Consider the following 23,529-nt stretch of genomic DNA (forward strand, 5'->3'; position numbering starts at 1 on the left):
TTGAAAATGCTCCAGAGAATTTCTGCGTTTCTCCGAATCGCGGAAATTCTCCAGCTCTTTGTTTTATCGCATTTTCTTCACGCGAACTGGTCCCCCACTTCGCTTGAAAATGCTTCAAGCGGCGGCGACGCGCTCGCAGAACTCGGCAACCTCGCGGCGGATGCGCTGGGCCTGCGTCGCCAGATCGTTTGAGGAGCTCTGCAGGCTGCCGGCCGCAGCGTAGGTGCGCTCGGTCACCGCCTCGAAGCTCTGCAGGGTCTGGGCACTGCGGCTGGCGCCGTCGGAGGAAACCTGGACCTCCTTGGCGATCTCGGCGGTGGCGCGATCCTGCTCGCCGACCGCATAGGCAATCGCGACTGAGACGGTCTCGACCTCGCCGATCGCCTCGACGATCTCGCGGATCGACTTGAGCGAGCGCTGCGAGGCGGTCTGGATCGCCTCGATCGAGCGCGAAACTTCCGCAGTCGCGCTCGCGGTCTGCGCCGAGAGCGTCTTCACCTCGCTGGCGACGACGGCGAAGCCCTTGCCCATGGAGCCGGCACGCGCTGCCTCGATCGTCGCGTTCAGCGCCAGCATGCTGGTCTGCGCCGCGATGCCGCGGATGATCTCGACCACGGCACCGACGCTTTCACCGGTGTGCGCCAACGCCTCGATCTCGGTGCTGGCGGCCCGCGCGAGCTTTGCAGCCGACTGCGAGCTGTCGGCGGTCTGCGTGACATTGCGGCCGATCTCGGCGATCGAAGAGGCCAGTTCCTGGCTGGCAGCCGCAGTCTGCTCGATGCTGGTCGTCACTTCGGTCGAGCTGCGCGAGACCAGCGCGATCTGCTGGCGCGCCCGGTCGGAGGCGCCGGTCAAGCCGCGGGCGTCGATCTGCATCGCGTCGGAGGCCTTGTCGAGCACCGTCATGGCGCCGTCCATCTCGTCGCGGAAATGCTCGACCATGGCGCGCAGGCGCTGGGCGCGGGCCTCGGCATCGTCGGCGAGCGACCGTTCGCGCTCGCCCGCCAGCCGCTCGCGCTCGGCGACCTCCTCGGCGCGGCGCAGATTGGCCTCGGTCTGCGCGAAGATGCGCGCGGTCATCACCGCGATCACCGCGAGGAAGGCGGTCTCGACCACCACGATGACCGCGTGCAGCAGGACCCGGAGCAGATTGCCGCCCTGGTAGAAGACGGCCGCAGGCAGGAAGAACTGCAGCACCAGATGGTGGATCGCCGTGAGCGTTGCACCCAGAATGATCGGCCGCCAGTCGCAGAAGCCGGCGAGCAGCGCCAGCACGGCGAAGTAGTACATGTGCATGTCGGGCTGCCAGGGGTGCCCGGAGAAGACAGCGACCAGGATCGAGACCTGGCCGATCAGGGTGACCGCGATCGCGCATTGCGCCAGCAGCGTCGCGCCGACGCTGCGATAGGCAATCAGTGCCGCGAGCGCGAGCATCGGGGCGCTGATCGCAGGTATCAGCCCCTCCCCGGCCTGGGCCAGAGATGCCAGCGCGAGCAGCGGGACATGGATGAAGGCGAGACCGATGAGACAGCGCGCGACCAGGTCGCGAAGGCCAGGCAAAGTCAACGTCATAGGCGGCTCGCTTCGGTCTCGGGGGAGATGATGCATCCGGCAAGGCCGTCGAGGCGCAACATCAGCAGGGCACCGGAGGGCCTTGTTGCGGTTTCCGGGGCGAGCACGACGACGAACGGCACCGCCCCTTGCCGCAGGATCCTGGCACCTGTCGCCAGGCTGCGCGCCACGGCCTCATCGCCGGAGACCCAGGGCGGGAAGATCGCCGCCAACGGAGGCGATGCTCCCACCGCCGGGCCGGGCAGGCTCGCGAGGGTCAGGAGACCGGAGCAGAGCGCCAAGCCCGCAATCAAGCCGATGTCGCGCCATTGCCGAAATCGCCGAGAGCGGGAGGCGGGCGACATCGCGACGGGGATCATCCTCAGCTCGGCTCTCGACTTGGCTAACGCAACGTTGCCTTCAGTAACTTTCCTGATCCGGGCTCATTAAATTTCTATTAAGCGCTTCTGGCACCGCCACCATTTGGAATAGCTCCAAAATACAACTTTTACGTTTCATCAATGACCCGCTTATACACCTTATGATTGTATAAATGGAAAGCAGCACGCCATGCGCTCACTCCTCCTCGGACTCAGAACCGACCGGTCGGCGAGCACGGCCGTCGAATTCGCCTTCATCGCACCGATCCTGCTGATGCTGCTGTTCGGGATCATCGGCTACGGCCACGCCTTTGGCGTGTATCACGGCGTGCAGCAGCTCGCTGCGGAAGCAGCACGCGCCTCCGTCGCCGGCCTCGACGATGCCGAGCGCGAGCGGCTGGCGCGCTCGTTCATCACACGCAATATCGGCTCATACGCCTTCCTCGAGCCGAGCAAGCTAACGGTCCGGACAACCGCCCTTGGCGCGCCGGCGCCCAGCTTCGAGGTCGCGATCGTCTACGACTACTCCGGCAGCGCCTTCAACCGGCTCAGCTCGATGGTCGCGCTGCCGATGCCGGTCGTCGAACGCCGCGCCGTCGTTCAGCGCGGCGGCTACTGACGCAATCCCCGTATCGGCCGGACAAGGAGGCCATCATGATCCATGCGCTCCGGAAGCTCCTCGCCGACCGCCGCGGCATCTCGTCGATCGTCTTCGCCGGCTCCTCACTGATGCTCTTCGGCTTCGGCTCGATGGCGGTCGATGTCGGGAGCTTCTTCTACCAGAAGCGCCGGCAGCAGACGGCGACGGACCTCGCCGCACTCGCCGCTGCGGCCGACCTCGAACGCGCCGTGAACGCAGCCCGGGCGAGCGCGAGCCGCAACGGCTTTTCGGCGAGTGCCGTCGAGACGGTGCAGACCGGCACCTATACGCCCGATGCGCGACTGGCGCCCGATGCGCGCTTCCGGCAGGGTTCGGGGCCAGCGGCCAATGCGGTCCGGATCGAGATGCGCGCGACCACGCCGATGATCCTCGGCCGTGTCCTGGCCGTAGGCCTGGGCGGCGACACCGGCGACGTCGCCATCGTGACGCGGGCGACCGCCGCACAGGAGGCGCAGGCCGCCTTTGCCATCGGCTCGCGGCTGGCGCGCATCGAAGGCGGCGCCCTCAACGGCCTGCTCAGCGGCCTGCTCGGCACGAGCATATCGCTCTCGGTGATGGACTATGAGGGGCTGGCGCGGGCGCGGATCGACCTCTTCGGCTTTGCGCGCCGGCTGGCGACGCGCGCCACGATCTCCGCCTTGACCTTCGACGAGGTCGTCCGCGCCAACGTCCGCATCGGCGACGTCATCCTGGCGGCCCAGGACGCGGCACGCGACCAGGGCGCAGGCAGCGACGCGATCGCAGCGCTGGGACGCCTGGCGGCAGCGGCGGCCAGCACGGGCCAGCGGATCAACCTGCAGAGCCTCGTCTCGTTCGGCAGCTATGGCAGCCGGCAACTGAGCGAGGAGGTGCCGCTCAAGGCTTCGCTATCGGCGCTCGATCTCGTCTCGGCCACAGCCCAGATCGCCAATGGCGCGCGCCAGCTCGATCTCGGCCTTGCGGTCAACGTGCCCGGCCTCGCCGCGGTATCGCTCAAGCTCGGCATCGGCGAGCGGCCCGTGGGCACCAGCCTCGTGCGTGTCGACCGCGCCGGGGCGAGCGTGCACACTGCCCAGACGCGCCTGCTGCTGACGCTGACCCTCGTCGGCAGCGGCCAGGCCTCTTTGGTCAAGCTGCCGCTCTATCTGGAGCTCGCCGCCGCGACCGCCCGCCTGACCTCCGTCTCCTGCGGGGCTGGCGACATCACCAGCTCGCGGGTGACGCTCGGCGTGACGCCGGCAGTGGTGGATGCCTGGATCGGGCAAGTCTCCAATGCCGAGTTCAGCAATTTCAGCACGCGACCCAACCCGCCGGCGGCAACGCTGCTCGATCTGCTCGGCCTCGCCAAGGTGACGGGCCGGGCCCATGTCACGATCAGCAACACCAGCGAGACCCCGGTCAGCTTCAGCTATGCCGAGATCCAGCGTGCCGACAAGAAGACGACCTCGACCCAGAACTTCGTTGCGAGCCTGCTGTCGCGGCTGGTTTCAGATCTCGATCTGCGCGTCGAGCTGCTAGGGCTCGGGCTCCCCATCCCCGGGTTGGGTGGCGCCGTCTCCGGCGTCATCGCGGGCGCCGCGGCCCCGCTCGACCAGGTGCTGACGAGCCTGCTCAACACGCTCGGGGTCGGGCTTGGACAAGCGGATAGCTGGGTCAGCGGCGTGCGCTGCGGCGGGGCCGTGCTGATCCAGTAGGGTTCAGGACCTCAACCGCTTCGTGATCTTCTGCATCAGCCCGTCACGGACGGCGCGATAGGCGTCGAGCACCTGCTCGCGTGAGCCTTGGATGATGGTCGGGTCCGGCGTCGGCCAATACTCGACCTCGGCGGCAACGGTGCGGGTCAGCTCGAGCGCCTTGTGGTGCGCCTCGGGCGAGAGCGAGACGATCAGGTCGAAGTTGAGGCCCTCCCACTCCTCCAGTTCCTCGACCGTCTTCGGCTTGTGCTTGTGCGCGTCGATGCCGATCTCGTCGAGCACCGACAGCGCGAAGGGATCGAGCTCGCCCTTGCGCTTGCCGGCGGCGGACTGGACATAGATCGACTTGCCGAAGAAGTGCTTGGCCAGCGCCTCCGCCATCGGCGAGCGCACCGCATTGTAGGCGCACATGAACAGCACGCTTTGGAGCTTGCGCGGGGCGGACGGCTCCAAACGGTCAGCCCTTCCAGTGCAGCGCGTAGATCAGGGTGAAGAGGCGGCGTGCGGTCTCGTTGTCGATCTCGACCTTGTTCGACAGTCGCTCGACCAGCAGAACCGCCGCCTCGTCGTGCAGGCCACGGCGGCCCATGTCGATCGCCTCGATCTGCGCGGGCGTGGCGGTGCGGATGGCAGCGTAATAGCTGTCGCAGACCAGCTCGTAATCCTTGATGATGCGCTTGAACGGCGTCAGCGAGAGATGATGGGTGACGAGTGCCGCCCCCTCGGCGCTCTTGACCTCGAAGGCGAGCCGCCGTTCGACCAGAGCAAGATGGACCGCGTAGGGGCCGCCGTCGAATTCCGGCAGGGCGAAGTGGTTGCGCTCGATCAGGTCGTAGATCGCGACCGCGCGCTCATGCTCCTGGTCGGCACTGCCGCGCCCGAGCGAGGCCTCGTCGAGCGTGACGGCGAGCAGTTGGTTGCGTTCCGACATGTCCCCTCCGCCCAGCTCCGTGCAGGCGTAGAATCGCCAGCCTGCCGTCAGCCGTTGAGTCGGATCGTCACGGAACGCGCATGAGCCTGCAAGCCCTCAGCTTCGGCGAGCTCGGTCGCGGCCCCGGCGAGCGCACGCAGCGCCTCGGGATCGCATTTCAGCAGCGAGGTGCGCTTCATGAAGTCGGGCACGCCGAGCCCGGAGGAGAAGCGGGCCGAGCGGGCCGTCGGCAGGACATGGTTCGAGCCGCCGACATAGTCGCCGATCGCCTCTGGCGTATGTCCGCCCAGGAAGATCGCGCCGGCATTGCGGATGCGCGCCGCCAGCCCATCGGCATCGGCAGCGATGATCTCGAGATGCTCCGGCGCGAGCCGGTTGACCAGCGGGATCGCCTTGTCGAGCGCTTCGACCAGGATGACAGCGCCGAACTCGCGCCAGCTCGCCCCGGCGATTTCGGCCCGCGGCAGCGTCCTGAGCTGGCCCTCGACAGCGCGCTCAACGGCGTCGGCCAACGCGGCATCGTTTGTGATCAGGATCGACTGGGCGGCGGTGTCGTGCTCGGCCTGGGCGAGCAAGTCGGCGGCGATCCAGTCGGCATTGGCGCTGACATCGGCCAGGACCAGCACCTCGGAGGGGCCGGCGATCATGTCGATGCCGACCGTGCCGAAGACACGGCGCTTGGCGGCGGCGACATAGGCGTTGCCGGGACCGACGATCTTGGCGACCGGGATGATCGTCTGCGTGCCATGGGCGAGCGCGGCGACGGCCTGCGCCCCACCGATCTTGTAGATCTCGTCGATGCCGGCGAGCTTCGCCGCAGCGAGCACGAGCGGATTGGTTTCGCCGCGCGGCGTTGGCGCGACCATGACCAGGCGCTCGACCCCAGCGACCTTGGCCGGGATCGCGTTCATCAGCACCGAGGAAGGATAGCTTGCCGTGCCGCCCGGCACATAGAGGCCGACCGCCTCGACCGCGCTCCAGCGCCAACCGCTCTCGACGCCGAGCGCGTCGCGCGACCAGGAATCGGTCGGCTTCTGGCGCAAATGATAGGCTTCGATCCGGGTGCGGGCCGTCTCGAGCGCAGCGAGCTGCGCGCGCGTGCAGGCGGCAAACGCCGCCTCGATCTCGCTCTCGGTGACACGCAGTGTCTGCGGCGTCAGGGAAAGCTTGTCGAAGCGTTCGGTATAGTCGATCAGCGCGGCATCGCCGCGGGCGCGGACATCGGCGATGATCGCCGCCGCGACCTGGTCGACATCCTCGGAAACCTCGCGCTTCATCGCGAGCAGAGCCGTGAACTCCCGCTCGAAACCGGCATCGCGTGCGTCAAGCCTGATCGGCATCGGAGATCCTGACCGGAAGAGGTTCAGCCGGCGTCCGGGTGAGCCGGCGTCGCGACGGCTTCCCAGATCGGACCGAGATCCTTCATCTGCGCCTCGATGCACTCGACATCGAGGCGGATGGCGGCACCATCAGAGAAATGCAGGGTCACCTGCCCGGCCGGATCGTCGCTCTGTGCGAAGGTGACCGCAAGCAGGCTGAGTATGGCATCGCCGGCCGCGACCTTGGTGCTGCGCGCCGCCGTGACGCGCTCGAAATGCAAGGCGGAGAGCCGGCGGCGCTTCTGGCCTTGCGCCGCGCCTTCCCAGTCGAAGCGGCGCAGCGCCAGCGCAAAGCGCTTCTCGGCCGGCAGATAGGCGATGTCGCCGCGCTTCAGCACCGCATCCTGCAAATGCGCCGAGATCACCGACAAGTCGTCGGCGTCCAGGGCGATCAGCTTCAGCGGCTCGGCGGCAGGATCGGACATGGGTCCTATCTGGCTGGGGCAGTGCCTTGCGTCAACCGCTGATGCGTTCGACCTGGGCGCCGCAACGGCTGAGCTTGGCCTCCAGCGCCTCGAAACCACGGTCGAGATGGTAGACGCGGTTGATCATCGTCTCGCCCTCGGCGACGAGGCCGCCGATGACCAGCGAGACCGAAGCGCGCAGATCGGTCGCCATCACCGGCGCGCCGGTGAGCTTCTCGACGCCGTCGACATAGGCCGCATCGCCGTCGAGCCGGATCTTGGCGCCGAGCCGGGCCAACTCCTGCACGTGCATGAAACGGTTCTCGAAGATGGTCTCGCGGATGCGCGAGGTGCCTTTGGCCATGGTCATCAGCGCCATGAGCTGAGCCTGGAGATCGGTCGGGAAACCCGGGAACGGATCGGTGGTGACGTCGACCGGCGCGAGCGCGGCGCCGTTGCGACGGACGCGAACGCCTTCATTGGTCTCGGAGATGTCGACGCCGGCCTGGCTCAGCACATCGAGCGCCGCCTGCAGCAGATCGGCGCGCGCGCCTTCGAGCAGGACGTCGCCGCCGGTCATCGCCACCGCCATCGCATAGGTGCCGGTCTCGATCCGGTCCGGCAGCACGGCGTGGTGCGCGCCACCAAGGCGCGAGACGCCGCGGATGGTGATGGTGGAGGTACCGGCGCCCTCGATCTTGGCGCCCATCTTCTCCAGGCAGGCGGCAAGGTCGACGACCTCGGGCTCGCGTGCGGCGTTCTCGATCACCGTAGTGCCATCGGCGAGGACGGCGGCCATCAACGCGGTATGGGTACCGCCGACCGTGACCTTCGGGAAGACGATCTCGCCGCCCTTCAATCCCTTCGGGGCGCGAGCCAGCGCATAGCCGCCCTCGATGGTGATGGTGGCGCCGAGGCGCTCCAGCGCCATCAGCAGGAGGTCGACAGGGCGGGTGCCGATGGCGCAGCCGCCGGGCAGCGAGACCTTGGCCTCGCCCATGCGGGCCAGGATCGGCGCGATCACCCAGAAGCTCGCCCGCATCGTCGAGACCAGCTCATAGGGCGCGCAAGTATCGACGATCTGGCGCGCGGTCAGGGCGACCGTCTGGCCAGTCTCGGCGCTCTGGCCGATGCGCTTGCCGGCGACCGAACGGTCGACGCCTTGGTTGGAGAGGATGCGCGACAGCGCGCTGACGTCGGAGAGCCGCGGCACATTGGTCAGCGTCAGCGTCTCGTCGGTGAGGAGGCTCGCGATCATCAGCGGCAGCGCCGCGTTCTTCGCGCCGGAGATAGGGATCACGCCATTGAGGCGCTGACCGCCGGTGATGCGGATACGGTCCATCGGGCTCGTCCTGCAGGGCGGCGGGCGGGAGGGCCGGCCGGAAAAAGGGGGATCAGGACCGGGTGGGGTCGGCCTGGGTGGGCGGAGGCGTGTCCTCGGCCGTCGTTTCCGAGGCACGCCTGGCCCTTGCCTGCGCCTTGCGGCGCTTCAGATTCTCGCGGAGGGCGGCGGCGAGGCGCGCCCTTCTCTCATCCTCGGCTTCGGTCTGGCGGCTCAAAGCGTCAGCTCGTCGTGATGCCCGCAACCTTGCGGCGGCGGACGTTGGTTCATGGTTAGCCGCTCGACCACGCCGGGACAAGGCCGGCCTGCGGCACGTCATTCCTTGCACGACCGATTGCGGCACAACTGCGGCGTGGCCGGTTCTCTCGATGAAACAGCCTTGCCTCATGCCGACCGGCGCCCCCGCCGCCCACCTGATCGGCACATCGCCGCCGGCCATGCCGGACACGCCACAAGGCGCTGCTCCGATTGGTAAATTTTTCGTTATCACGGCAACCCTGACCGACGAGTGATATGCTGGCACGCCCATTGCGTGCATCGACTGCGACGCTAGCGGCGACAGCGAGACAACCGAGGGATGCGGTTTCAGGTGGTGAGCCAGCTTTTGCGTTAACGAATAAAACTTAACGAAATTAACCATTTCGGACAGTTTGCGTTTACAGATTATTAACTTTCACTACCCTCGGCGGCGTCGAGGGGTGCGATACGAGGCGGAGACGGGACGATGTTTCAGAGCTATGCACCGACAGCAGCCGGCCAGGCCGTTGCCGAGCTCGTCGATGGAGAGGTGATCGAGGCTATCCGCCAGCGGGCCGGCTTCCTGCCGGAGATCAAGCTCGCCTACGAGCAGGAGCTGCGCCTGCTCTGGGTCACCATCAAGCCGGAGCTGAAGCCGGTCTTCACGCTGCAGTTGCTCGAGAGCCTCGGCAAGGTGCAGCAGGCGATCATCGACCTCTGGGGCGCGCCGGAGCAGTATCACGCCGCGCCGGTGCGCTTCCTCGCCTTCCGCGGCACCGGACCGTTCTTCACCCTCGGCGGCGACCTCGACTTCTATCTCGACTGCCTGGCCAAGAACGATCGTCCTGCTCTGGCGGAATACGCCCGGCTTTCGGTCGAGGATGCCTTGCGCAACGCCAGCGGCCTCAACGGCATGGTCGTCACCCTGTCGACGATCCATGCCAAGGCGATCGGCGGCGGCATCGACGCACCGCGCTCATGCAACGTCATGATCGCCGAGGAGCAGGCCTCGTTCGTCTACCCGGAGATCAAGTTCAACCATTTCCCGATCACCGCCGTCGGCCTCCTGTCGCGCCGGATGGGCCCGCGCGCGGCCGAGCATATGCTGCAGTCCGGCGAGGAGATGAGCGCGACCGAGTTCCTGGCGGCGGGCGGGCTGGAAGCTGTGGTGCCGACCGGCACCGGCGACGACTGGATCCGCAAATACGCCGCCGACTCGCTGCCGATCCATGCGGCCCGCACCGCCCTGTTCTCGGCCTTCAACCGCCGCGCCGGCAATCTGCGCGAGGAGCTCGAATATCTCGGCCAGCTCTGGACCGACTGCATGCTGCGCCTGCATCCGAGCGCGATCTCCAAGCTGCAGCGCATCGCCCAGACGCAGGACCGTATGCTGGCGCGCGTCTACCAGCGCGGCCCAGAGGATGCGTTCGCCGGCGCCGCCTGAGCAAACTGCAGAAAACCCCGGCGCGGTCGGCGTTTGCGCCGATCGCGCAACTCCGCCGCGTAACTCTCATGAAACTTTTACCTTTCCCTCTTATAGCCGTTAGGTGATGCGGCAAAGGATGGGCCCGTTCAGCCGCCTCGCCCGAGACCGTCAAAAGGCAGGAGTGGATGGCGGGAGTGCCGAACCGGTTGCATAGCGCCAGCGCCGACAGAGCGATCGCAGAGCAGCCAGCCGGCCACGACGGCCGGAGCGCGGTCGACCTCGCCGATTATCGCCTGCTGGTCTCATCGCTGTTCTCCTCGCCGGGCTCGATCATCCCCGGCGGCATTGCCGGCATCCTGACGCCCTTCCTGTGCTGGGTGGCGACCAGGGCCGAGCTGTTCATGGCGCTGACGCTTGGCGTCGCGCTGGTCGTCGTCATGCGGATCATCACGGTGGTCCGCTATCGCCGGCTCGACCATTCCGAGGATACGCTCGCGCAGACCAGGCGCTGGGACCGGGAGTATTTCTTCGGCGCGACCGTGTTCAGCGCGGTGCTCGGCTTCAGCTGCTATGCGGCGCTGGCCTGGACGGACGATGCCGCCGCCCACATCACCTCGGTGTCATCGACGATCGCGCTCGCCTCCGGCTATGTCGCGCGCAACGCCGGACGGCCGAAATTCGTCGCGGTGCAGCTGCTGACCTTCTGCGTGCCAATGGCGGTCGGCCTGATCCAGGCGCACAACCCCTACTACCAGTACATCGGCTATTTTGCCTTCCTCTATGTCGTAGCCAACATCGCGATCACCAACTCGCTGCACCGCAACCTGCTGGCACTGAGCGACGCGACCAAGCAATCCAAGGCACTGGCGACGGCGCTGCGTTCGCAGAACCTGACGCTCGACGCCGCGCTCAACACGATGATCCACGGGTTGGCGATGTTCGACCGCAAGCTCGACCTCGCGGTCTCGAACGCGCCGCATGCCGCTCTCTACGGGATTCCCGAGACGCTGGCGCTGCCGGGCACACCGATCAGCGCGATCGCACGTTTCCTGGTCGAGCGGCAGGTGATGAACCCCGAGCAGGTCCGCGACATCAAGGCGGCGCTCGACGGCGTGCAGGCGACGCAGCAGGCCGCCATCTACGAATTGCAGTCGCGCAACGGGCGGATGCTCGTCGTCACCATCGCGCCCGCGGCCGAGGGCGGCGTGCTGATGCTGACCGAGGATGCGACCGAGCGGAAGGCGACCGAAGCGCGGATCGAGCAGATGGCGCGCTTCGACGAATTGACCGGCCTCGCCAATCGCTTCGAGTTCAACACGCAGCTCGCCGACGCTTTCCGCCGGCAGGAGCGGACCGGCGAGACCTTCGCCCTGCTCTATATCGATCTCGACGGCTTCAAGCAGGTCAACGACAATCTCGGCCACGACATCGGCGACCGGGTGCTGATCCAGACGGCGGCGCGGCTGAAGAGCGCGATCCGCCACAACGACCTGCTGGCGCGCTTCGGCGGCGACGAATTCGTGCTGATCCTGCCGGCGACCGATGTCGCCACGGTCCGGATGATCGCGCAGCGCATGATCGAGACGATGGACCGCGCCTTCGAGCTCGACACCAAGACCGTCTACGTCACCGCCAGCGTCGGCATCGCACTCGCGCCCGTGGACGGCGCAACGCCGGCCGACCTGCTGCGCCATGCCGACACCGCGCTCTACAAGGCCAAGGGCGCCGGCCGCAACACCGCGACCTTCTTCGACCCGGCGATGGCGGAGGAGATGCTCGAGCGCCACGAGATCGAGGTCGATCTGCGCCAGGCCAGCGCCGAAGGCGCGCTCCAGCTGCACTACCAGCCGATCATCGACCTGCGCACGCAGGAGATCGTGACGCGCGAGGCGCTGATGCGCTGGCGGCACCCGACGCGCGGCATGGTGCCGCCCGGCGTGTTCATCCCGATCGCCGAGCAGTCCGGGCTGATCGCCGGCATGGGCGACTGGGCGATCCGCCAGGCCTGCCGCGACGCGGCAAAATGGCCCGATGGCATCGGCGTCTCCGTCAACATCTCGCCACTGCAGTTCCGCGAGCCGCGCCGCATCGTCGAAACCGTCAAGAACGCCCTGCTGCTCGCCCATCTCGCGCCCGCCCGCCTGACGCTCGAGGTGACGGAATCGCTGCTGATCGAGGACAACAAGACGACGCTCGAGGTCATCAACGAATTGCGCGGAATCGGGATCAAGTTCGCCCTCGACGATTTCGGGACGGGCTATTCCTCCCTCGCCTATCTCTCGACCTACCCGTTCTCGCAGGTAAAGATCGACCAGAGCTTCAGCCGCGACGTCAACAGCGACGAGGCCTCCAAGGCGGTGATCGAGGCGGTCTGCCAGCTCGCCCGGCGCCTGTCGATGAATGTCGTGGTCGAGGGCATCGAGACCGAGGCGCAGCGCATGGCGGTGCAATTGCTCGGCGCCCAGCGGGCGCAAGGCTATCTGTTCGGCCGGCCACAGCCCGTGTCGGCGTTCAGCAAGGGCGACGAGCCACGCAAGATCGCCTGAGGGCGAGCTTCACCGTCATCTCGCCGGAATTCACCGCTTCCACCCTGCGATCGCAGGACTGAACTTGATTCTGCCGCAACGGCACCGCATCTGCACCAGCGGGACAGTGACCGGGAGACGCGGCGTGAGCGAAACCGCCAGCCCAGCAGCCAGCAAGGATCCGCTGACACCGGACATCTGCGTCGTCGGCGATGGTCCGGGCGGGCTCGCGGTGGCGAGCGCGGCCGCGCTGTTCGGCGTCCGGGTCGTGCTGGTCAGGCAGAGCGGGAGCGCGCTGTCGCTCAACCGGGGAGCGCGCGGTCAGGCTTTGCGCGCCGTCGCCGGGCAGGCGCGGGCTGTCGCGGATGCGGCAACGTTCGGCCTCATCCAGGGTGCGGGTGAAATCGATTATGGGCGCGTCCGGGCTCATCTGGATCAGGTTGCCGCCAGATCGGCCGCAAACGATTCGGATGAGCGCCTCGCCGCCCTCGGCGTCATCGTGCTCAAGGGCGAGGCGCGCTTCCAGAACCGTCATCAGATCGCGATCGGCGAGACGGTGATCAAGGCGCGGCGCTTCGTCGTCGCGACCGGTTCGCTGCCGGTCATGCCATCGGTCCCCGGCCTCGCCGACCTGCCCTGCCTGACCGAGGACAGCGTCTTCGAGCTGGCGAAGCGGCCAGACCGGCTGATCGTGCTCGGCGACACGGCTGCGGCCGTCGAACTGGCGCACGCGATGCGTGCGCTCGGCAGCGAGGTCGTCCTGATCGCGCGCGAAGGCCTCTTGCCCGATGAGGACCCCGAGGCGGTCGGCGTGCTCAGGCGCGCCTTGCTCGGAGACGGCATCGGCTTGCACGAGGGCCGACCGATCCTGCGCGCCGAGAGCCATCGGCAGCGACCACGCCTGACGCTCGACGGCGAGATTAGGATCGACGGCACGCATCTCCTGGTCGCGAGCGGACGCAAGCCGAACATCGCCGGCCTCGAACTCGATCTCGCCGGCGTCCGCAGCGACGATACCGGCGTCATCGTCGATGCCTCGCTGCGCACCGCCAACCGCAGCATCTACGCCGTCGGCGATTGTGCCGGCGGCGCGGCCGCTGGAACAACCTCGAGCCATGCCGCCCAGCATCAGGCCGGGCTCGTGCTCCGCAACGCCCTCTTCCGTCAGCCGGTCCGCTTCAGGCGCGAACAGGTACCGCGCACTATCCATGGCCGGCCGGAGCTGGCAAGCGTCGGCCTGAGCGAAGCGCAGGCGCGGGCGCAAGGCGAGATCCGGGTGCTGCGCTGGCCTTATGCCGAGAGCGGCCGGGCTCAGGCCGAACGGCAGAGCGAAGGGCTGATCAAGTTGATGACCGACCGCAAGGGCGGCATTATCGGCGTCGTCATCGCCGGTGCGCAGGCGGCCGAGCTGATCGTGCCCTGGGGCCTTGCCGTCCAGAAGCGGATGAACGTCAGGGAGATGGCCGGGCTGATCCCACCGTCCCAGAGCCTGTCGGAGCTGTCGCAGAAGGCGGCGCTCTCCTTCCAGGCGCCGCTCGCGGCAAAGCCAGGCCTCCGCCGATTGATCGGCTTCCTGCGCCGTTTCGGATAGACTGGCTCTCGATGTCAGTGAGACGGTTCGATCCCAATACCCTGTCGATCAGCGTCGCGCGCGGGCCGACCCAGCTCGGCCTGTCGGCCAAGCTGCTCGTGCTCACCATCCTGTTCGTGATGCTGGCCGAGGTGCTGATCTATCTGCCCTCGGTTGCGAATTTCCGGCGCAACTGGCTGAACGACCGGCTCGCCGCGGCGCAGATCGCCGTGCTCGTGCTCGAAGGATCCCCGGCCGAAGGTATGCCGGAAGGCAGCGAGGAGCGGCTGCTCGCCGGCGTCGGCGCCTCCGCCATCGCCGCCCGTGTGGGCGGGGCGCGCCGCCTGCTCAGCCTCGATTCGATGCCGCACGAGGTCGCCAAGACCGTCGACCTGCGCGACCAGAGCTGGATGCAGTCGATCGTCGAATCGGTCGCGACGCTGGTCAGCCCCTCGCATGAGATGCCGATCCGGGTGGTCGGACAGGCGGTCGGCGCCGCCGACTTCGTCGAGATGGTCATCGACGAGCGGCCGCTGCGGCGGGCCATGCTGAAGTTCTCGGTCAACCTGACTCTGGTCACGCTGATCATTTCGATCCTGACGGCAGGGCTGGTCTATCTCTCGCTCAACTGGCTGATCGTGCAGCCGATCCGGCACCTCGCCGCCAATGTAATGGAATTCGAGCACGACCCGGAGAATCCGCGCCGGATCATCGAGCCGACGCAGCGCGCCGACGAGATCGGCGAGGCACAGCGGGCGCTGGCGCGCATGCAGGCGACGCTCGCCGACGACCTTCGCGCCAAGAAGCACCTCGCGGAACTCGGGCTCGCCGTCAGCAAGATCAACCACGACCTGCGCAACATGCTGGCCGCGGCGCAATTGATGTCCGACCGGCTGACCGAGACGCGCGATCCGAAGATAAGGCGTTTCGCGCCGCGGTTGATCGCGACGCTCGGGCGCGCCATCGATTTCTGCCAGGCGACGCTCGCCTATGGCCGGGCGACCGAGGCTAACCCGACGCTGCGGGATGTGGCGCTGCGCCAGCTCGTCGCCGAACAGGCCGAGCTGCTCGGCCTCGGCGAGAACGGCGCGATCCATTTCGCCAACGAGGTGCCGGCCGAGGTGATCGCCCCTTGCGACCCCGACCAGATGGCGCGCGTGCTGTCCAACCTGATGCGCAACGCGATCCAGGCGCTCGACGGCATCGCCGAAACGGGGGAGCGGGCCCCGGCGCTCAGGATCAGTGCCGGCCGGCGCCATGGCGAGGTCGTCCTGCGGATCGCCGACAACGGGCCGGGCGTTCCGGCGCGGGCGCGGGACAACCTGTTCCAGGCCTTCCGCGGCTCGGTCAATCCCGGCGGCACTGGCCTTGGCCTCGCCATCGCCGCCGAGCTGGTGCGGCTGCACGGCGGCATGATCGCGCTCGAACCGTCCGAGGTCGGCGCGGTGTTCACGGTGTCGCTGCCGGCGCAGCGCGTATTGGCCTGATCTTTTAGGCCTCATCCTGAGGAGCAGCCTTTGGGCTGCGTCTCGAAGGATGCTTCAGTTGGTTCCTGAGCCTCCTGGAGCATCCTTCGAGACGCCGCCTACGCGGCTCCTCAGGACGAGGACTGTGGAAAGAGCGGCTTCGGCGTTGCTCTACTGGCTGGCCCAGATCACCCGCGCCATGAAAGCGATCTCGGAGAGCGCCAGCACCCGGTCGGCATGCTCGGGGTTGAGCGAGGCAAGTTCGACCGTCTTGGCGGTCTGGCGCCTGAGCTGCTTGGCCAGCACCTCCCCGTCGACGGTCTTGACCACGACGCGGTCGCCACGGCGGATCGCTGCACCCGGCGAGACGATGATGGTGTCGCCGTCGCGATAGAGCGGCAGCATCGAATCGCCGGCGATCTCGAGCGCATAGGCCTTCTCGTCCTGCAGGCCCGGAAAGGCGACCTCGTCCCAGCCGGAACCGACCGGAAAGCCGCCATCGCCGAAGAAGCCGCCGGACCCCGCCTGGGCAAAGCCGATCACCGGGATCGTGTGCGCCGGTGGCGCGCCGCGCCGGACGACGTTCATGAACTCGTCGAAGGAGGCGCCGGTGGCGGCGAGGATCTTGGCGATCGACTCGGTCGAGGGCCAGCGTTCGCGTCCGTCGGCGCCGGTGCGCTTCGAGCGGTTGAAGGTGGTGGCGTCGAGCCCGGCCCTGCGGGCGAGGCCCGAAGGCGTCAGGCCATAGCGCTGGGCGAGCGTGTCGATCGCGCTCCAGATCTGGTCATGAGACAGCATCGCCGGGAGGCCTCGTTCCTGATGGTGCCGAGCGGGGACAGAAATAGGAAATATCCCCTATTCGATAAGAATTCAATCTGATTTCTGCGTCTGCCGGGCCGAGTCATCCGGGGCGACCGCCGGGAAACCGGGGACGACCAGGACCGCGGCCAAATGGAAAATCGGGAACGCAGCTCGGTGCGGCATGGTTTCCGCTTTTGCCGACGGCCCTCAGGCGATATGTCCGGCACCATGCCGCTCATCTACAAGATCTGTCCCAAGGCGCTTTGGCGCGAAGCCGAGGCCGCAGGCCTCTTCGAGGGAGCGCCGGTCGACCTCGCCGACGGCTTCATCCATTTCTCGACAGGCGCGCAGGTTCGCGAGACCGCAGCCAGGCATTTCGCCGGCCAGGACGGCCTGCTGCTGGTCGCCATCGACGATGCCCGGCTCGGCGACGCCCTGCGCTACGAGCCATCGCGAGGCGGGGCAATGTTCCCGCATCTTTATGCCCCACTCGATCCGAAGCAGGCGCGCTGGATCGTGCCGTTGCCCCGCGGTGAAGGCGGCCATGTCTTTGCGGAGGATGTCGCGTGATCGGAGCGCTGTTCGGCCTGGCACGGCCGCTGATCCACAAGCTCGACGCCGAGCAGGCGCACCGGCTGACGATCGCGGCACTGGCCGCCGCGCCGTCCTTGCGGCCGGCAGCCGATCCGCCGTCTCTGGCGGTCGAGGCCTTCGGCCTGCGCTTTGCCAATCCGGTCGGCCTCGCCGCCGGGTTCGACAAGCATGCCGAGGCGGTCGATGGCGCGCTCGGGCTCGGCTTCGGCTTCGTCGAGGTCGGCGGGGTGACGCCGCTGCCGCAGCCGGGCAACCCGCGCCCGCGCGTCTTCCGCCTGCCGGAGGACGAGGCGGTTATCAACCGCTACGGCCTCAACAGCGAAGGCATGGAAGCGGTCGCCGCGCGACTGTCGGCCCGCCGGAAGAAGGGCGGCCTCGTCGGCGTCAATCTTGGCGCCAACAAGGATTCGGCAGACCGCAGCGCCGACTATGCGGTGCTGGCAGGGAGGCTGGCGCCGCTCGCCGATTTCCTCACCGTCAACGTCTCCTCGCCGAACACGCCAGGCCTGCGCGACCTGCAGGTCGAGGACGCGCTCGACGACCTGATCGCGCGCACGCTCGCTGCCCGCGACGAGGCCGCCGCCGGGGGCAACCCGACGCCGGTGCTGATCAAGATCGCGCCGGACCTCTCCATGCCCGAGCTCGACGGCATGGTCGCGGTCGCCCGCCGCCGCAAGGTCGACGGCATGATCGTCTCGAACACGACGGTCGTGCGGCCCGACAGCCTGCGCAGCGCCAGCAGAGCCGAGACCGGCGGCCTATCCGGCAAGCCGCTCTTCGTGGCCTCGACGCGCATCCTCGCCGAGACCTTCCTGCGCGTGGAGCGCCAGTTCCCGCTGATCGGCGTCGGCGGCATCGATTCGGCGCAGACCGCCTTCGCCAAGATCCGGGCCGGTGCGAGCCTGTTGCAGTTCTATTCGGCGATGGTGTTCAAGGGTCCGGGGCTGGTCGGCGAGGTCAAGCGCGGGCTCGACATGCAGATGCGCAAGGCCGGATTGCCGCGGCTCGACGTCTTGGTCGGGCGCGATGCTGAGGCGATCGCGCGGGGGGAGATGATCTAAAGCCCGAGTACGGTTGTCTACTATGGGTGGCTAGCGAACCATCGGCCCCGCCATGAACACTTCCACCGCGCCGTCTTTTGTGCGGGCCCAAAGCGAGCAGTTCTCGCCTGAGATTTTGAACTCTTCCCCTAATTCGAATGCCTGAGTCAGGCGCGATTTGACGTTCTGATTCGGGGAGCTATCGGCCAGATGGCTGATAAAAATCCCGGCAAGAACCTCCTTGTCCGCCCTTTCGCGGGCAGACGCGCTGAGCACGGCCAAGTACCCAGGCATATACCCAGGCACCGCAAACGAATTGGTTTCCAGAGACCGCTCCTTTATGAGGCATTGGACGCCTTCGTTCTCGTGGCGGCACCTTTCCTTGTAAGGCTCGAATACTTTTCTGATCGCGGCCATCGCAGCCTTGGCATCTCTGACCGCAATTTCGCAAGCTACTAGATGGTTAGGAAGAAAGATCAAAGCCGATGCGGCAGCGAATCTAATCCAGCACACCGACATGTCTCCTACGAGTGATACAACTCACGGTAGGCAGCTTCTGTCGGGTCCGCAATGAATCGCAAACCGACTCCGTTCCTCGCCTCCGCTCCTACCGCTTCGAGGCGAACAGCCGGCTGATCAGCCAGAGCGGCACGACGACCAGCGCGCCGGCAATCGCCCAGCCGCCAACTTCGCGGACCGCGTCGAAGCCGAGATCAGTGATCGAGCGGAAGAAGCGCAGCACTGAGTCGAAGAGGCCGCGCGGCGACAGGCCGAGAAAGGCCATGGCCGCACCGACCAGCAGTGAGATGAAGAACAGGCGCACGAGGACGCTGAGGACGGAACCGCCCAGAAAGCGCTCGGTGCCACCGCCATTGGCCATGGAAATCCCCTTCGGATCGACGTGCGAAACAAATCAGACCCTGCTTGAACCGGGCCTGAACGCAGCCGTCAACCGCCGTGCGCCTCAGCTCGTCGCCGAAGCGCCCTGCGCCGCCCAGCCGGCGCCGGCGATCTTGGCGGCGGCAATCACGGCCTGGGTCCGGCTGTCGACGTTGAGCTTGGTCAGGATCGCCGAGACATGCGCCTTGACCGTCGCCTCGGAGACGCCGAGCTCATAGGCGATCTGCTTGTTGAGCAGCCCCTCCGACAACATCATCAGCACGCGCACCTGCTGCGGCGTCAGCGTCGCCAGGCGACGGACCATGTCGGCGGTCTCATGATCGACCGGGGCGGAGAGATCGACGCCGGGCGGGGTCCAGACGCCGCCGTCGAGCACGGCCTGGATCGCCTCGCCCATCTGCGCGACCTCGGCGGTCTTGGGCAGGAAGCCGAGCGCGCCGAATTCGATGCAGCGGCGGATCACGGCGGGGTCGTCATTGGCCGAGACGACGATCACCGGAATCTCGGGATGGGCGGCACGCAGGAAGAGCAGGCCGGAAAAACCCTGGACGCCGGGCATGCTGAGATCGAGCAGGATGAGATCGGTGTCGGCAGCCTCGGCGAGGGCCTGGCCGAGCGCATCGAGCGAGCCGACCTCGCTGACCTCCGAGCCGGAAAGCGCATGCGAGACCGCCTGGCGCAATGCGCCACGAAAGAGCGGATGATCGTCCGCGATCACGATCCGTGTCATCATGCCCTCCACACGCCGCAGCTCCGGCAAGATGCCGCGCGATTCCCCCTTAAAGTTCAAGCGCCGGGCATCTCACGCTGTCAATGCTTCAATCGTCAGGAGACACAGGCGATCGCTGGAGTATCTCCGCACATCTTCGACACGCGGAGATACTCCAGGCTTTTGGTTTGGCGCATTTTCTTCCCGCGAACCGGTACCCACTTCGCTCGAAAATGCTTCAGTTCGCCGGCAGCAGCGCCTCCAGCGTCTCGATCCGGTCGGCCTCGCCCGGCGGCTTGTCCCAGCGGATGCGGTTGATCCGAGGAAAGCGCATGGCGACTCCGGATTTGTGCCGCGTCGAGCGCTGTAGGCCCTCGAAAGCCACTTCAAAGACGAGGCCGCTGGATAGCGTATGCGTCACCTCGCGCACCGGCCCGAAGCGATTCAGCGTATTCTTGCGGACATAGCGGTCGATCTCGATCAGCTCCTCGTCAGTAAAGCCGAAATAGGCCTTGCCGACCGGCACAAGCTCGTCGGTGCCTTCTTCGCCCACCCGCCAGACGCCAAAAGTGTAGTCGGAATAAAAGGAGGAGCGCTTGCCGTGGCCGCGCTGGGCATACATCAGCACGCAATCGACCAGCCGGGCATCGCGCTTCCACTTGTACCAGTAGCCCTTGGGCCGTCCAGGCAGGTAGGGCGAGTCGAGCCGCTTCAGCATGCAGCCCTCGACCGCCTCGGCATCGGCACCCGCCCCGGCCGAGGCCGGATCAGCGCGAGCCGCGGTCAGTTCGTCCCAGCTTGCAAACGGAATGCGCGGCGAGAGGTCGAAACGGGCGCTGTCGAGCCTGCCGAGGAAAGCTTCGAGCCTGGCGCGCCGCTCGGTATAGGGATGGGCGCGCAGATCATCGTCGGCCTCGGCCATCAGGTCGTAGGCGCGGATATGGGCCGGGAACTCGGCCAGCATCTTCGCCGTCACCTGCTTGCGGTTGAGCCGCTGCTGCAGCGTGTTGAAGCTCTGGACGACGCCATCGCGCATCACCAGCAATTCGCCGTCGATCGCGCCGTCCTGCGTCAGCGCCTCGGTGACATCCGGGAAGGCGCCGCCGATCTCCTCGCCGGTGCGCGAATAGAGCCTGACGACGCGGCCGCCGTCGGGGCGCGTACCGGCAACGGCCTGGACGCGGATGCCATCCCATTTCCATTCGGCGGCCAACTCGCCGGCCTCGAGCTTGTCGAAGTCGCCCTCCTCGATCGCATGCGAGAGCATCACCGGGCGGAAGGGTGCCGGATCGGTCGCCTCGGGGCGCGCGCCTGAGCCCTCCAGCCAGGCAAACAGCGCGGTGTAGGGCGGCTCCAGCCCATGCCAGACCTGCTCGACCTCATCGGCCGGAATGCCGCCGAGGCTCGCCGCTGCGGTCTTGGCCAAGCGGGCGGAGACGCCGATGCGCAGGGCTCCGGTGATCAGCTTGAGCAGGGCCCAGCGCCCGGTCTCGTCGAGCGCATCGAGCCAGGAGGCGATCAGGCGCGGCAGTTCGGTCTTGCCCGAATTGCGCAGGCCGGCGACGACATCGGGCAGATGCGGCACGTCGTTCACGCCGTGCCGCGCCGGCCACATCAGCGCGACGGTTTCGGAGAGATCGCCGACATAATCATAGGACAGCGCGAACAGCACCGGGTCGGTGCGCTCGGCGATCAGCGCTCGGATCAGGCCGGGCTTGGCGTTCTGGAAGACCAGCCCGCCGGTCATGGCCGCGAGCGCATAGCCGCGATCGGGGTCGGGCGTGGTGCGCAGGTAATCGGCGATCAGCGCGAGCTTGCCGTTGCGGCGCGGCTCATAGGCGAGGCGGTCCAGCAGCCAGGCGAAGCGGTTCATGGTGACGCCTCCGCCGGTTTGGCCTCCGCCGGCTTGGCGTCCGGCTCGGCTTCGCCCTCGTCGCCATAGCCGACGAGGTGCAGCGGCGTGCCCTTGAGGCCGACCGTGCCGCACCAATGCGCCAGCGCCTCGGCCTCGCCATGGGTGATCCAGATCTCTCCGGCCTGGACCTCGCGGATCGTTGCCTGGAGATCGTCCCAATCGGCATGGTCAGAGATGATCAGGGGCAGCTCGACGCCCTTCTGGCGAGCCCGTGCCCTGACCCGCATCCAGCCCGAGGCGAAGGCGGTGACCGGGTCGGGGAAGCGCCGCGACCACAGGTCCTGGATCGCGCTCGGCGGGCAGATGACGATCTCGCCGGCAAATGCCTTGCGTTCCTCGGCCTTGCGCTCGCCAGGATCGACCTTGCGGATATCACCGAGCGGGATGCCCTCGGCCCGGTAGAACTCGGTGATCTTCTCGACCGCGCCGTGGATATAGATCGGGCGCTCGTAGCCGGCCTCGCGGATCAGCGCCATGACACGCTGGGCCTTACCAAGTGAATAGGCGCCGACGATATGCGTGCGCTCCGGGAAAAGCCGGACGGAATCGAGCAGCTTTCCGGTCTCGGCATGGGCCGGCGGATGGCGGAAGACCGGCAGGCCGAAGGTCGCCTCGGTGATGAAGACGTCGCAGGGAACGGGCTCGAAGGGCGCGCAGGTCGGATCGCGTTCACGCTTGTAGTCACCGGAGACGACGATGCGCAGGCCCCTGTGCTCGACCACGATCTGGGCGGAGCCGAGGACATGGCCGGCCGGGACGAAGCGGAAATCGACTGCGCCGATACGGACAGTTTCGCCGGGCACCGCCAGCTGCTGCGAGCCGGTGAACGCCTCGCCATAGCGCAGTGCCATGATCGCCAGCGTCTCGCGTGTCGCCAGCACGGCGCCATGACCGGCGCGGGCATGGTCGGAATGGCCATGGCTGATCAGTGCCCGCGCCACCGGACGGACCGGATCGATGTAGATATCGGCCGGCGGGCAATAGAGCCCGGCTGGCGTGGGCGTCAGCAGATCGGAAGGCTTCATCGTCTGGCCAGTGTCATTTGGCTCGGTTAAACCCGCAGCATGATCGAAAAGGGCAGCAGCGTGTACTCCGCCAGTTCCGGCGACGAGCGTCTCGACCGTCGTTACGCCTGGGCCGAGGCGGCGCTCAAGGATGGTGATGCGCAGGCGGCGATCGACATCCTCGATCAAACGCTCGCCGAGCATTACGGTTTCACCGCCGCCTGGCATCTTTACGGGCTGGCGCAGGAAGCGCTCGGGCACAATGAGGAGGCCGCCACCGCCTGGCGGCAATGCCTCGACCTCGATCCGAACGACCATGTCGGCGCCAAGCTCGACCTCGCCCGCATCGGCGCCCTGCCCGCCGAGCAGGCGACCTCGGAGAACTTCTCCGGCGCATTGTTCGACGGCTATGCCGAGCGCTTCGACAGCCACCTCGTTGGCACATTGCAATACCAGGCGCCGGCGCTGCTGAAGGACGCGCTGGCGCGCCATTGCGCAGAAGCCGGCCGCCCCTTCCAGTTCGAGGCGACCTACGATCTCGGTTGCGGCACCGGGCTGATGGGCGAGGCGATCCGCGCCAAGGTGGGGTTCCTCGCAGGCTGCGACCTCTCACCGCGGATGATAGCCAAGGCGCAGGCCAAGACGCGCGAGGGCGGCGGCCCGCTCTACGACAAGCTCGCCACGGCCGGCCTCGTCGCCTTCCTGGCGAGCCGGCCCGACGCCTCGGCCGATCTCGTTATCGCCGCCGACGTCTTCGTCTACCTCGGCGATCTTACTGCGAGCTTCCATCAGAGCGCGCGCGTGCTCAAGGCGGGTGGGCTCCTTGCCTTCACCGTGCAGAATCATGAGGGCGAGGGCGTCGCCGTCGGCCAGGACCGGCGCTTCGTCCATGCCGAGCGCTGGCTCAGGGAGAAGCTCGGCGAGGCAAGACTGGAGCCGGTGCTGGTCGAGCCGCAGAGCACCCGGATCGACCGCGGCCAGCCGGTACCGGGGTTGCTGGTGATCGCGCAGCGCTGAGACC

Annotated in this window: 22 protein-coding genes; 9 read left to right on the forward strand and 13 right to left on the reverse strand. The window is 67.3% G+C overall.

Features of this window, described 5'->3' with window-relative positions; all coding sequences use genetic code 11:
* Positions 1-114 precede the first annotated feature (114 nt).
* On the reverse strand, positions 115-1,572 hold the full coding sequence (locus tag ASE66_RS03000) for a methyl-accepting chemotaxis protein (protein WP_057188064.1): 1,458 nt from the start codon (positions 1,570-1,572) through the stop codon (positions 115-117).
* Entirely contained in the window at positions 1,569-1,931 is a 363-nt protein-coding gene (locus tag ASE66_RS03005) for a hypothetical protein (RefSeq protein WP_057188065.1), read from the reverse strand. The genes ASE66_RS03000 and ASE66_RS03005 overlap by 4 nt, the downstream gene beginning before the upstream one ends.
* A 190-nt stretch (positions 1,932-2,121) precedes the next feature.
* Between ASE66_RS03005 and ASE66_RS03010 the strand changes: the two genes are divergently transcribed.
* Positions 2,122-2,550: a TadE/TadG family type IV pilus assembly protein gene (locus tag ASE66_RS03010; protein ID WP_057188066.1), complete on the forward strand. Its 429-nt coding sequence runs from the start codon at positions 2,122-2,124 to the stop codon at positions 2,548-2,550.
* Positions 2,551-2,585: 35 nt separating this feature from the next.
* Positions 2,586-4,265, forward strand: coding sequence for a pilus assembly protein TadG-related protein (locus tag ASE66_RS03015; protein WP_057188067.1), 1,680 nt, complete (start codon positions 2,586-2,588; stop codon positions 4,263-4,265).
* Positions 4,266-4,268: 3 nt separating this feature from the next.
* Here ASE66_RS03015 and ASE66_RS03020 read toward each other — a convergent pair whose 3' ends face one another.
* Genes ASE66_RS03020 through murA form a run of 5 tightly spaced genes read right to left on the reverse strand, consistent with a single transcriptional unit; the run spans position 4,269 to position 8,321 of the window.
* On the reverse strand, positions 4,269-4,676 hold the full coding sequence (locus ASE66_RS03020; RefSeq protein WP_057188668.1) for an ArsC family transcriptional regulator: 408 nt from the start codon (positions 4,674-4,676) through the stop codon (positions 4,269-4,271).
* A gap of 46 nt (positions 4,677-4,722) precedes the next feature.
* Complete coding sequence (locus ASE66_RS03025; protein ID WP_057188068.1) at positions 4,723-5,196, reverse strand: UPF0262 family protein; 474 nt, start codon at positions 5,194-5,196, stop codon at positions 4,723-4,725.
* Positions 5,197-5,243: 47 nt separating this feature from the next.
* Positions 5,244-6,536 (reverse strand): histidinol dehydrogenase, encoded by a 1,293-nt coding sequence (gene hisD, locus ASE66_RS03030; protein ID WP_057188069.1) that lies wholly within the window; start codon positions 6,534-6,536, stop codon positions 5,244-5,246.
* A 23-nt stretch (positions 6,537-6,559) separates the two neighbouring features.
* Positions 6,560-7,000, reverse strand: a complete 441-nt coding sequence (locus tag ASE66_RS03035) for a DUF2948 family protein (protein WP_057188070.1) — start codon at positions 6,998-7,000, stop codon at positions 6,560-6,562.
* Between the two features lie 31 nt (positions 7,001-7,031).
* Positions 7,032-8,321, reverse strand: coding sequence for a UDP-N-acetylglucosamine 1-carboxyvinyltransferase (murA, locus tag ASE66_RS03040; RefSeq protein WP_057188071.1), 1,290 nt, complete (start codon positions 8,319-8,321; stop codon positions 7,032-7,034).
* A gap of 724 nt (positions 8,322-9,045) precedes the next feature.
* Here murA and ASE66_RS03045 point away from each other — a divergent pair.
* From ASE66_RS03045 to ASE66_RS03060, 4 genes are all read left to right on the forward strand, one after another.
* Positions 9,046-10,002: an enoyl-CoA hydratase-related protein gene (locus tag ASE66_RS03045; RefSeq protein ID WP_057188072.1), complete on the forward strand. Its 957-nt coding sequence runs from the start codon at positions 9,046-9,048 to the stop codon at positions 10,000-10,002.
* Between the two features lie 176 nt (positions 10,003-10,178).
* Complete coding sequence (locus tag ASE66_RS03050; RefSeq protein ID WP_057188073.1) at positions 10,179-12,530, forward strand: putative bifunctional diguanylate cyclase/phosphodiesterase; 2,352 nt, start codon at positions 10,179-10,181, stop codon at positions 12,528-12,530.
* Positions 12,531-12,654: 124 nt separating this feature from the next.
* Entirely contained in the window at positions 12,655-14,100 is a 1,446-nt protein-coding gene (locus tag ASE66_RS03055; protein WP_057188074.1) for a dihydrolipoyl dehydrogenase family protein, read from the forward strand.
* 11 nt (positions 14,101-14,111) lie between these two features.
* Positions 14,112-15,566 carry a sensor histidine kinase gene (locus tag ASE66_RS03060; protein WP_057188075.1) on the forward strand — a complete coding sequence of 485 codons (1,455 nt, stop codon included), beginning with the start codon at positions 14,112-14,114 and terminating at the stop codon, positions 15,564-15,566.
* Positions 15,567-15,716: 150 nt separating this feature from the next.
* On the opposite strand, the gene ASE66_RS03065 is transcribed toward ASE66_RS03060, so the two are convergent.
* Positions 15,717-16,343, reverse strand: a complete 627-nt coding sequence (locus tag ASE66_RS03065) for a helix-turn-helix transcriptional regulator (RefSeq protein WP_057188076.1) — start codon at positions 16,341-16,343, stop codon at positions 15,717-15,719.
* Positions 16,344-16,574: 231 nt separating this feature from the next.
* On the opposite strand from ASE66_RS03065, the gene ASE66_RS03070 reads away from it, so the two are divergent.
* Positions 16,575-16,916, forward strand: coding sequence for a DUF952 domain-containing protein (locus tag ASE66_RS03070; RefSeq protein WP_057188669.1), 342 nt, complete (start codon positions 16,575-16,577; stop codon positions 16,914-16,916).
* Positions 16,913-18,001, forward strand: a complete 1,089-nt coding sequence (locus tag ASE66_RS03075) for a quinone-dependent dihydroorotate dehydrogenase (RefSeq protein ID WP_057188077.1) — start codon at positions 16,913-16,915, stop codon at positions 17,999-18,001. The genes ASE66_RS03070 and ASE66_RS03075 overlap by 4 nt, the downstream gene beginning before the upstream one ends.
* 30 nt (positions 18,002-18,031) lie before the next feature.
* On the opposite strand, the gene ASE66_RS03080 is transcribed toward ASE66_RS03075, so the two are convergent.
* The 5 genes from ASE66_RS03080 to ASE66_RS03100 all read right to left on the reverse strand — a co-directional run bounded on the left by ASE66_RS03080 (position 18,032) and on the right by ASE66_RS03100 (position 22,529).
* Positions 18,032-18,397, reverse strand: a complete 366-nt coding sequence (locus tag ASE66_RS03080; protein ID WP_156411998.1) for a hypothetical protein — start codon at positions 18,395-18,397, stop codon at positions 18,032-18,034.
* A gap of 190 nt (positions 18,398-18,587) precedes the next feature.
* Positions 18,588-18,860 (reverse strand): DUF6460 domain-containing protein, encoded by a 273-nt coding sequence (locus ASE66_RS03085; protein WP_057188079.1) that lies wholly within the window; start codon positions 18,858-18,860, stop codon positions 18,588-18,590.
* Positions 18,861-18,944: 84 nt separating this feature from the next.
* A complete protein-coding gene (locus tag ASE66_RS03090; protein WP_413814239.1) occupies positions 18,945-19,610 on the reverse strand; it encodes a response regulator in 666 nt (221 codons plus the stop codon).
* A gap of 217 nt (positions 19,611-19,827) precedes the next feature.
* A complete protein-coding gene (locus ASE66_RS03095; protein WP_057188080.1) occupies positions 19,828-21,462 on the reverse strand; it encodes a cisplatin damage response ATP-dependent DNA ligase in 1,635 nt (544 codons plus the stop codon).
* Complete coding sequence (locus ASE66_RS03100; RefSeq protein ID WP_057188081.1) at positions 21,459-22,529, reverse strand: ligase-associated DNA damage response exonuclease; 1,071 nt, start codon at positions 22,527-22,529, stop codon at positions 21,459-21,461. Before ASE66_RS03100 ends, ASE66_RS03095 begins: the two co-directional genes overlap by 4 nt.
* 60 nt (positions 22,530-22,589) lie before the next feature.
* On the opposite strand from ASE66_RS03100, the gene ASE66_RS03105 reads away from it, so the two are divergent.
* Positions 22,590-23,525: a methyltransferase domain-containing protein gene (locus tag ASE66_RS03105; RefSeq protein WP_162262435.1), complete on the forward strand. Its 936-nt coding sequence runs from the start codon at positions 22,590-22,592 to the stop codon at positions 23,523-23,525.
* The last annotated feature ends 4 nt before the right edge of the window (positions 23,526-23,529 follow it).

Source organism: Allobosea sp. Root483D1 (genome assembly GCF_001429505.1).
GTDB lineage: Bacteria > Pseudomonadota > Alphaproteobacteria > Rhizobiales > Beijerinckiaceae > Allobosea.

Coding starts and splice junctions, on each gene's coding strand:
- ASE66_RS03020 (WP_057188668.1), bottom strand. CDS start 4,676: ATGTGCGCCTACAATGCGGTGCGCTCGCCGATGGCGGAGGCGCTGGCC.
- hisD (WP_057188069.1), bottom strand. CDS start 6,536: ATGCCGATCAGGCTTGACGCACGCGATGCCGGTTTCGAGCGGGAGTTC.
- ASE66_RS03090 (WP_413814239.1), bottom strand. CDS start 19,610: ATGACACGGATCGTGATCGCGGACGATCATCCGCTCTTTCGTGGCGCA.
- ASE66_RS03100 (WP_057188081.1), bottom strand. CDS start 22,529: ATGAAGCCTTCCGATCTGCTGACGCCCACGCCAGCCGGGCTCTATTGC.
- ASE66_RS03015 (WP_057188067.1), top strand. CDS start 2,586: ATGATCCATGCGCTCCGGAAGCTCCTCGCCGACCGCCGCGGCATCTCG.
- ASE66_RS03060 (WP_057188075.1), top strand. CDS start 14,112: ATGTCAGTGAGACGGTTCGATCCCAATACCCTGTCGATCAGCGTCGCG.
- ASE66_RS03035 (WP_057188070.1), bottom strand. CDS start 7,000: ATGTCCGATCCTGCCGCCGAGCCGCTGAAGCTGATCGCCCTGGACGCC.
- ASE66_RS03065 (WP_057188076.1), bottom strand. CDS start 16,343: ATGCTGTCTCATGACCAGATCTGGAGCGCGATCGACACGCTCGCCCAG.
- murA (WP_057188071.1), bottom strand. CDS start 8,321: ATGGACCGTATCCGCATCACCGGCGGTCAGCGCCTCAATGGCGTGATC.
- ASE66_RS03045 (WP_057188072.1), top strand. CDS start 9,046: ATGTTTCAGAGCTATGCACCGACAGCAGCCGGCCAGGCCGTTGCCGAG.
- ASE66_RS03010 (WP_057188066.1), top strand. CDS start 2,122: ATGCGCTCACTCCTCCTCGGACTCAGAACCGACCGGTCGGCGAGCACG.
- ASE66_RS03025 (WP_057188068.1), bottom strand. CDS start 5,196: ATGTCGGAACGCAACCAACTGCTCGCCGTCACGCTCGACGAGGCCTCG.
- ASE66_RS03095 (WP_057188080.1), bottom strand. CDS start 21,462: ATGAACCGCTTCGCCTGGCTGCTGGACCGCCTCGCCTATGAGCCGCGC.
- ASE66_RS03070 (WP_057188669.1), top strand. CDS start 16,575: ATGCCGCTCATCTACAAGATCTGTCCCAAGGCGCTTTGGCGCGAAGCC.
- ASE66_RS03080 (WP_156411998.1), bottom strand. CDS start 18,397: ATGGCCGCGATCAGAAAAGTATTCGAGCCTTACAAGGAAAGGTGCCGC.
- ASE66_RS03005 (WP_057188065.1), bottom strand. CDS start 1,931: ATGATCCCCGTCGCGATGTCGCCCGCCTCCCGCTCTCGGCGATTTCGG.
- ASE66_RS03000 (WP_057188064.1), bottom strand. CDS start 1,572: ATGACGTTGACTTTGCCTGGCCTTCGCGACCTGGTCGCGCGCTGTCTC.
- ASE66_RS03085 (WP_057188079.1), bottom strand. CDS start 18,860: ATGGCCAATGGCGGTGGCACCGAGCGCTTTCTGGGCGGTTCCGTCCTC.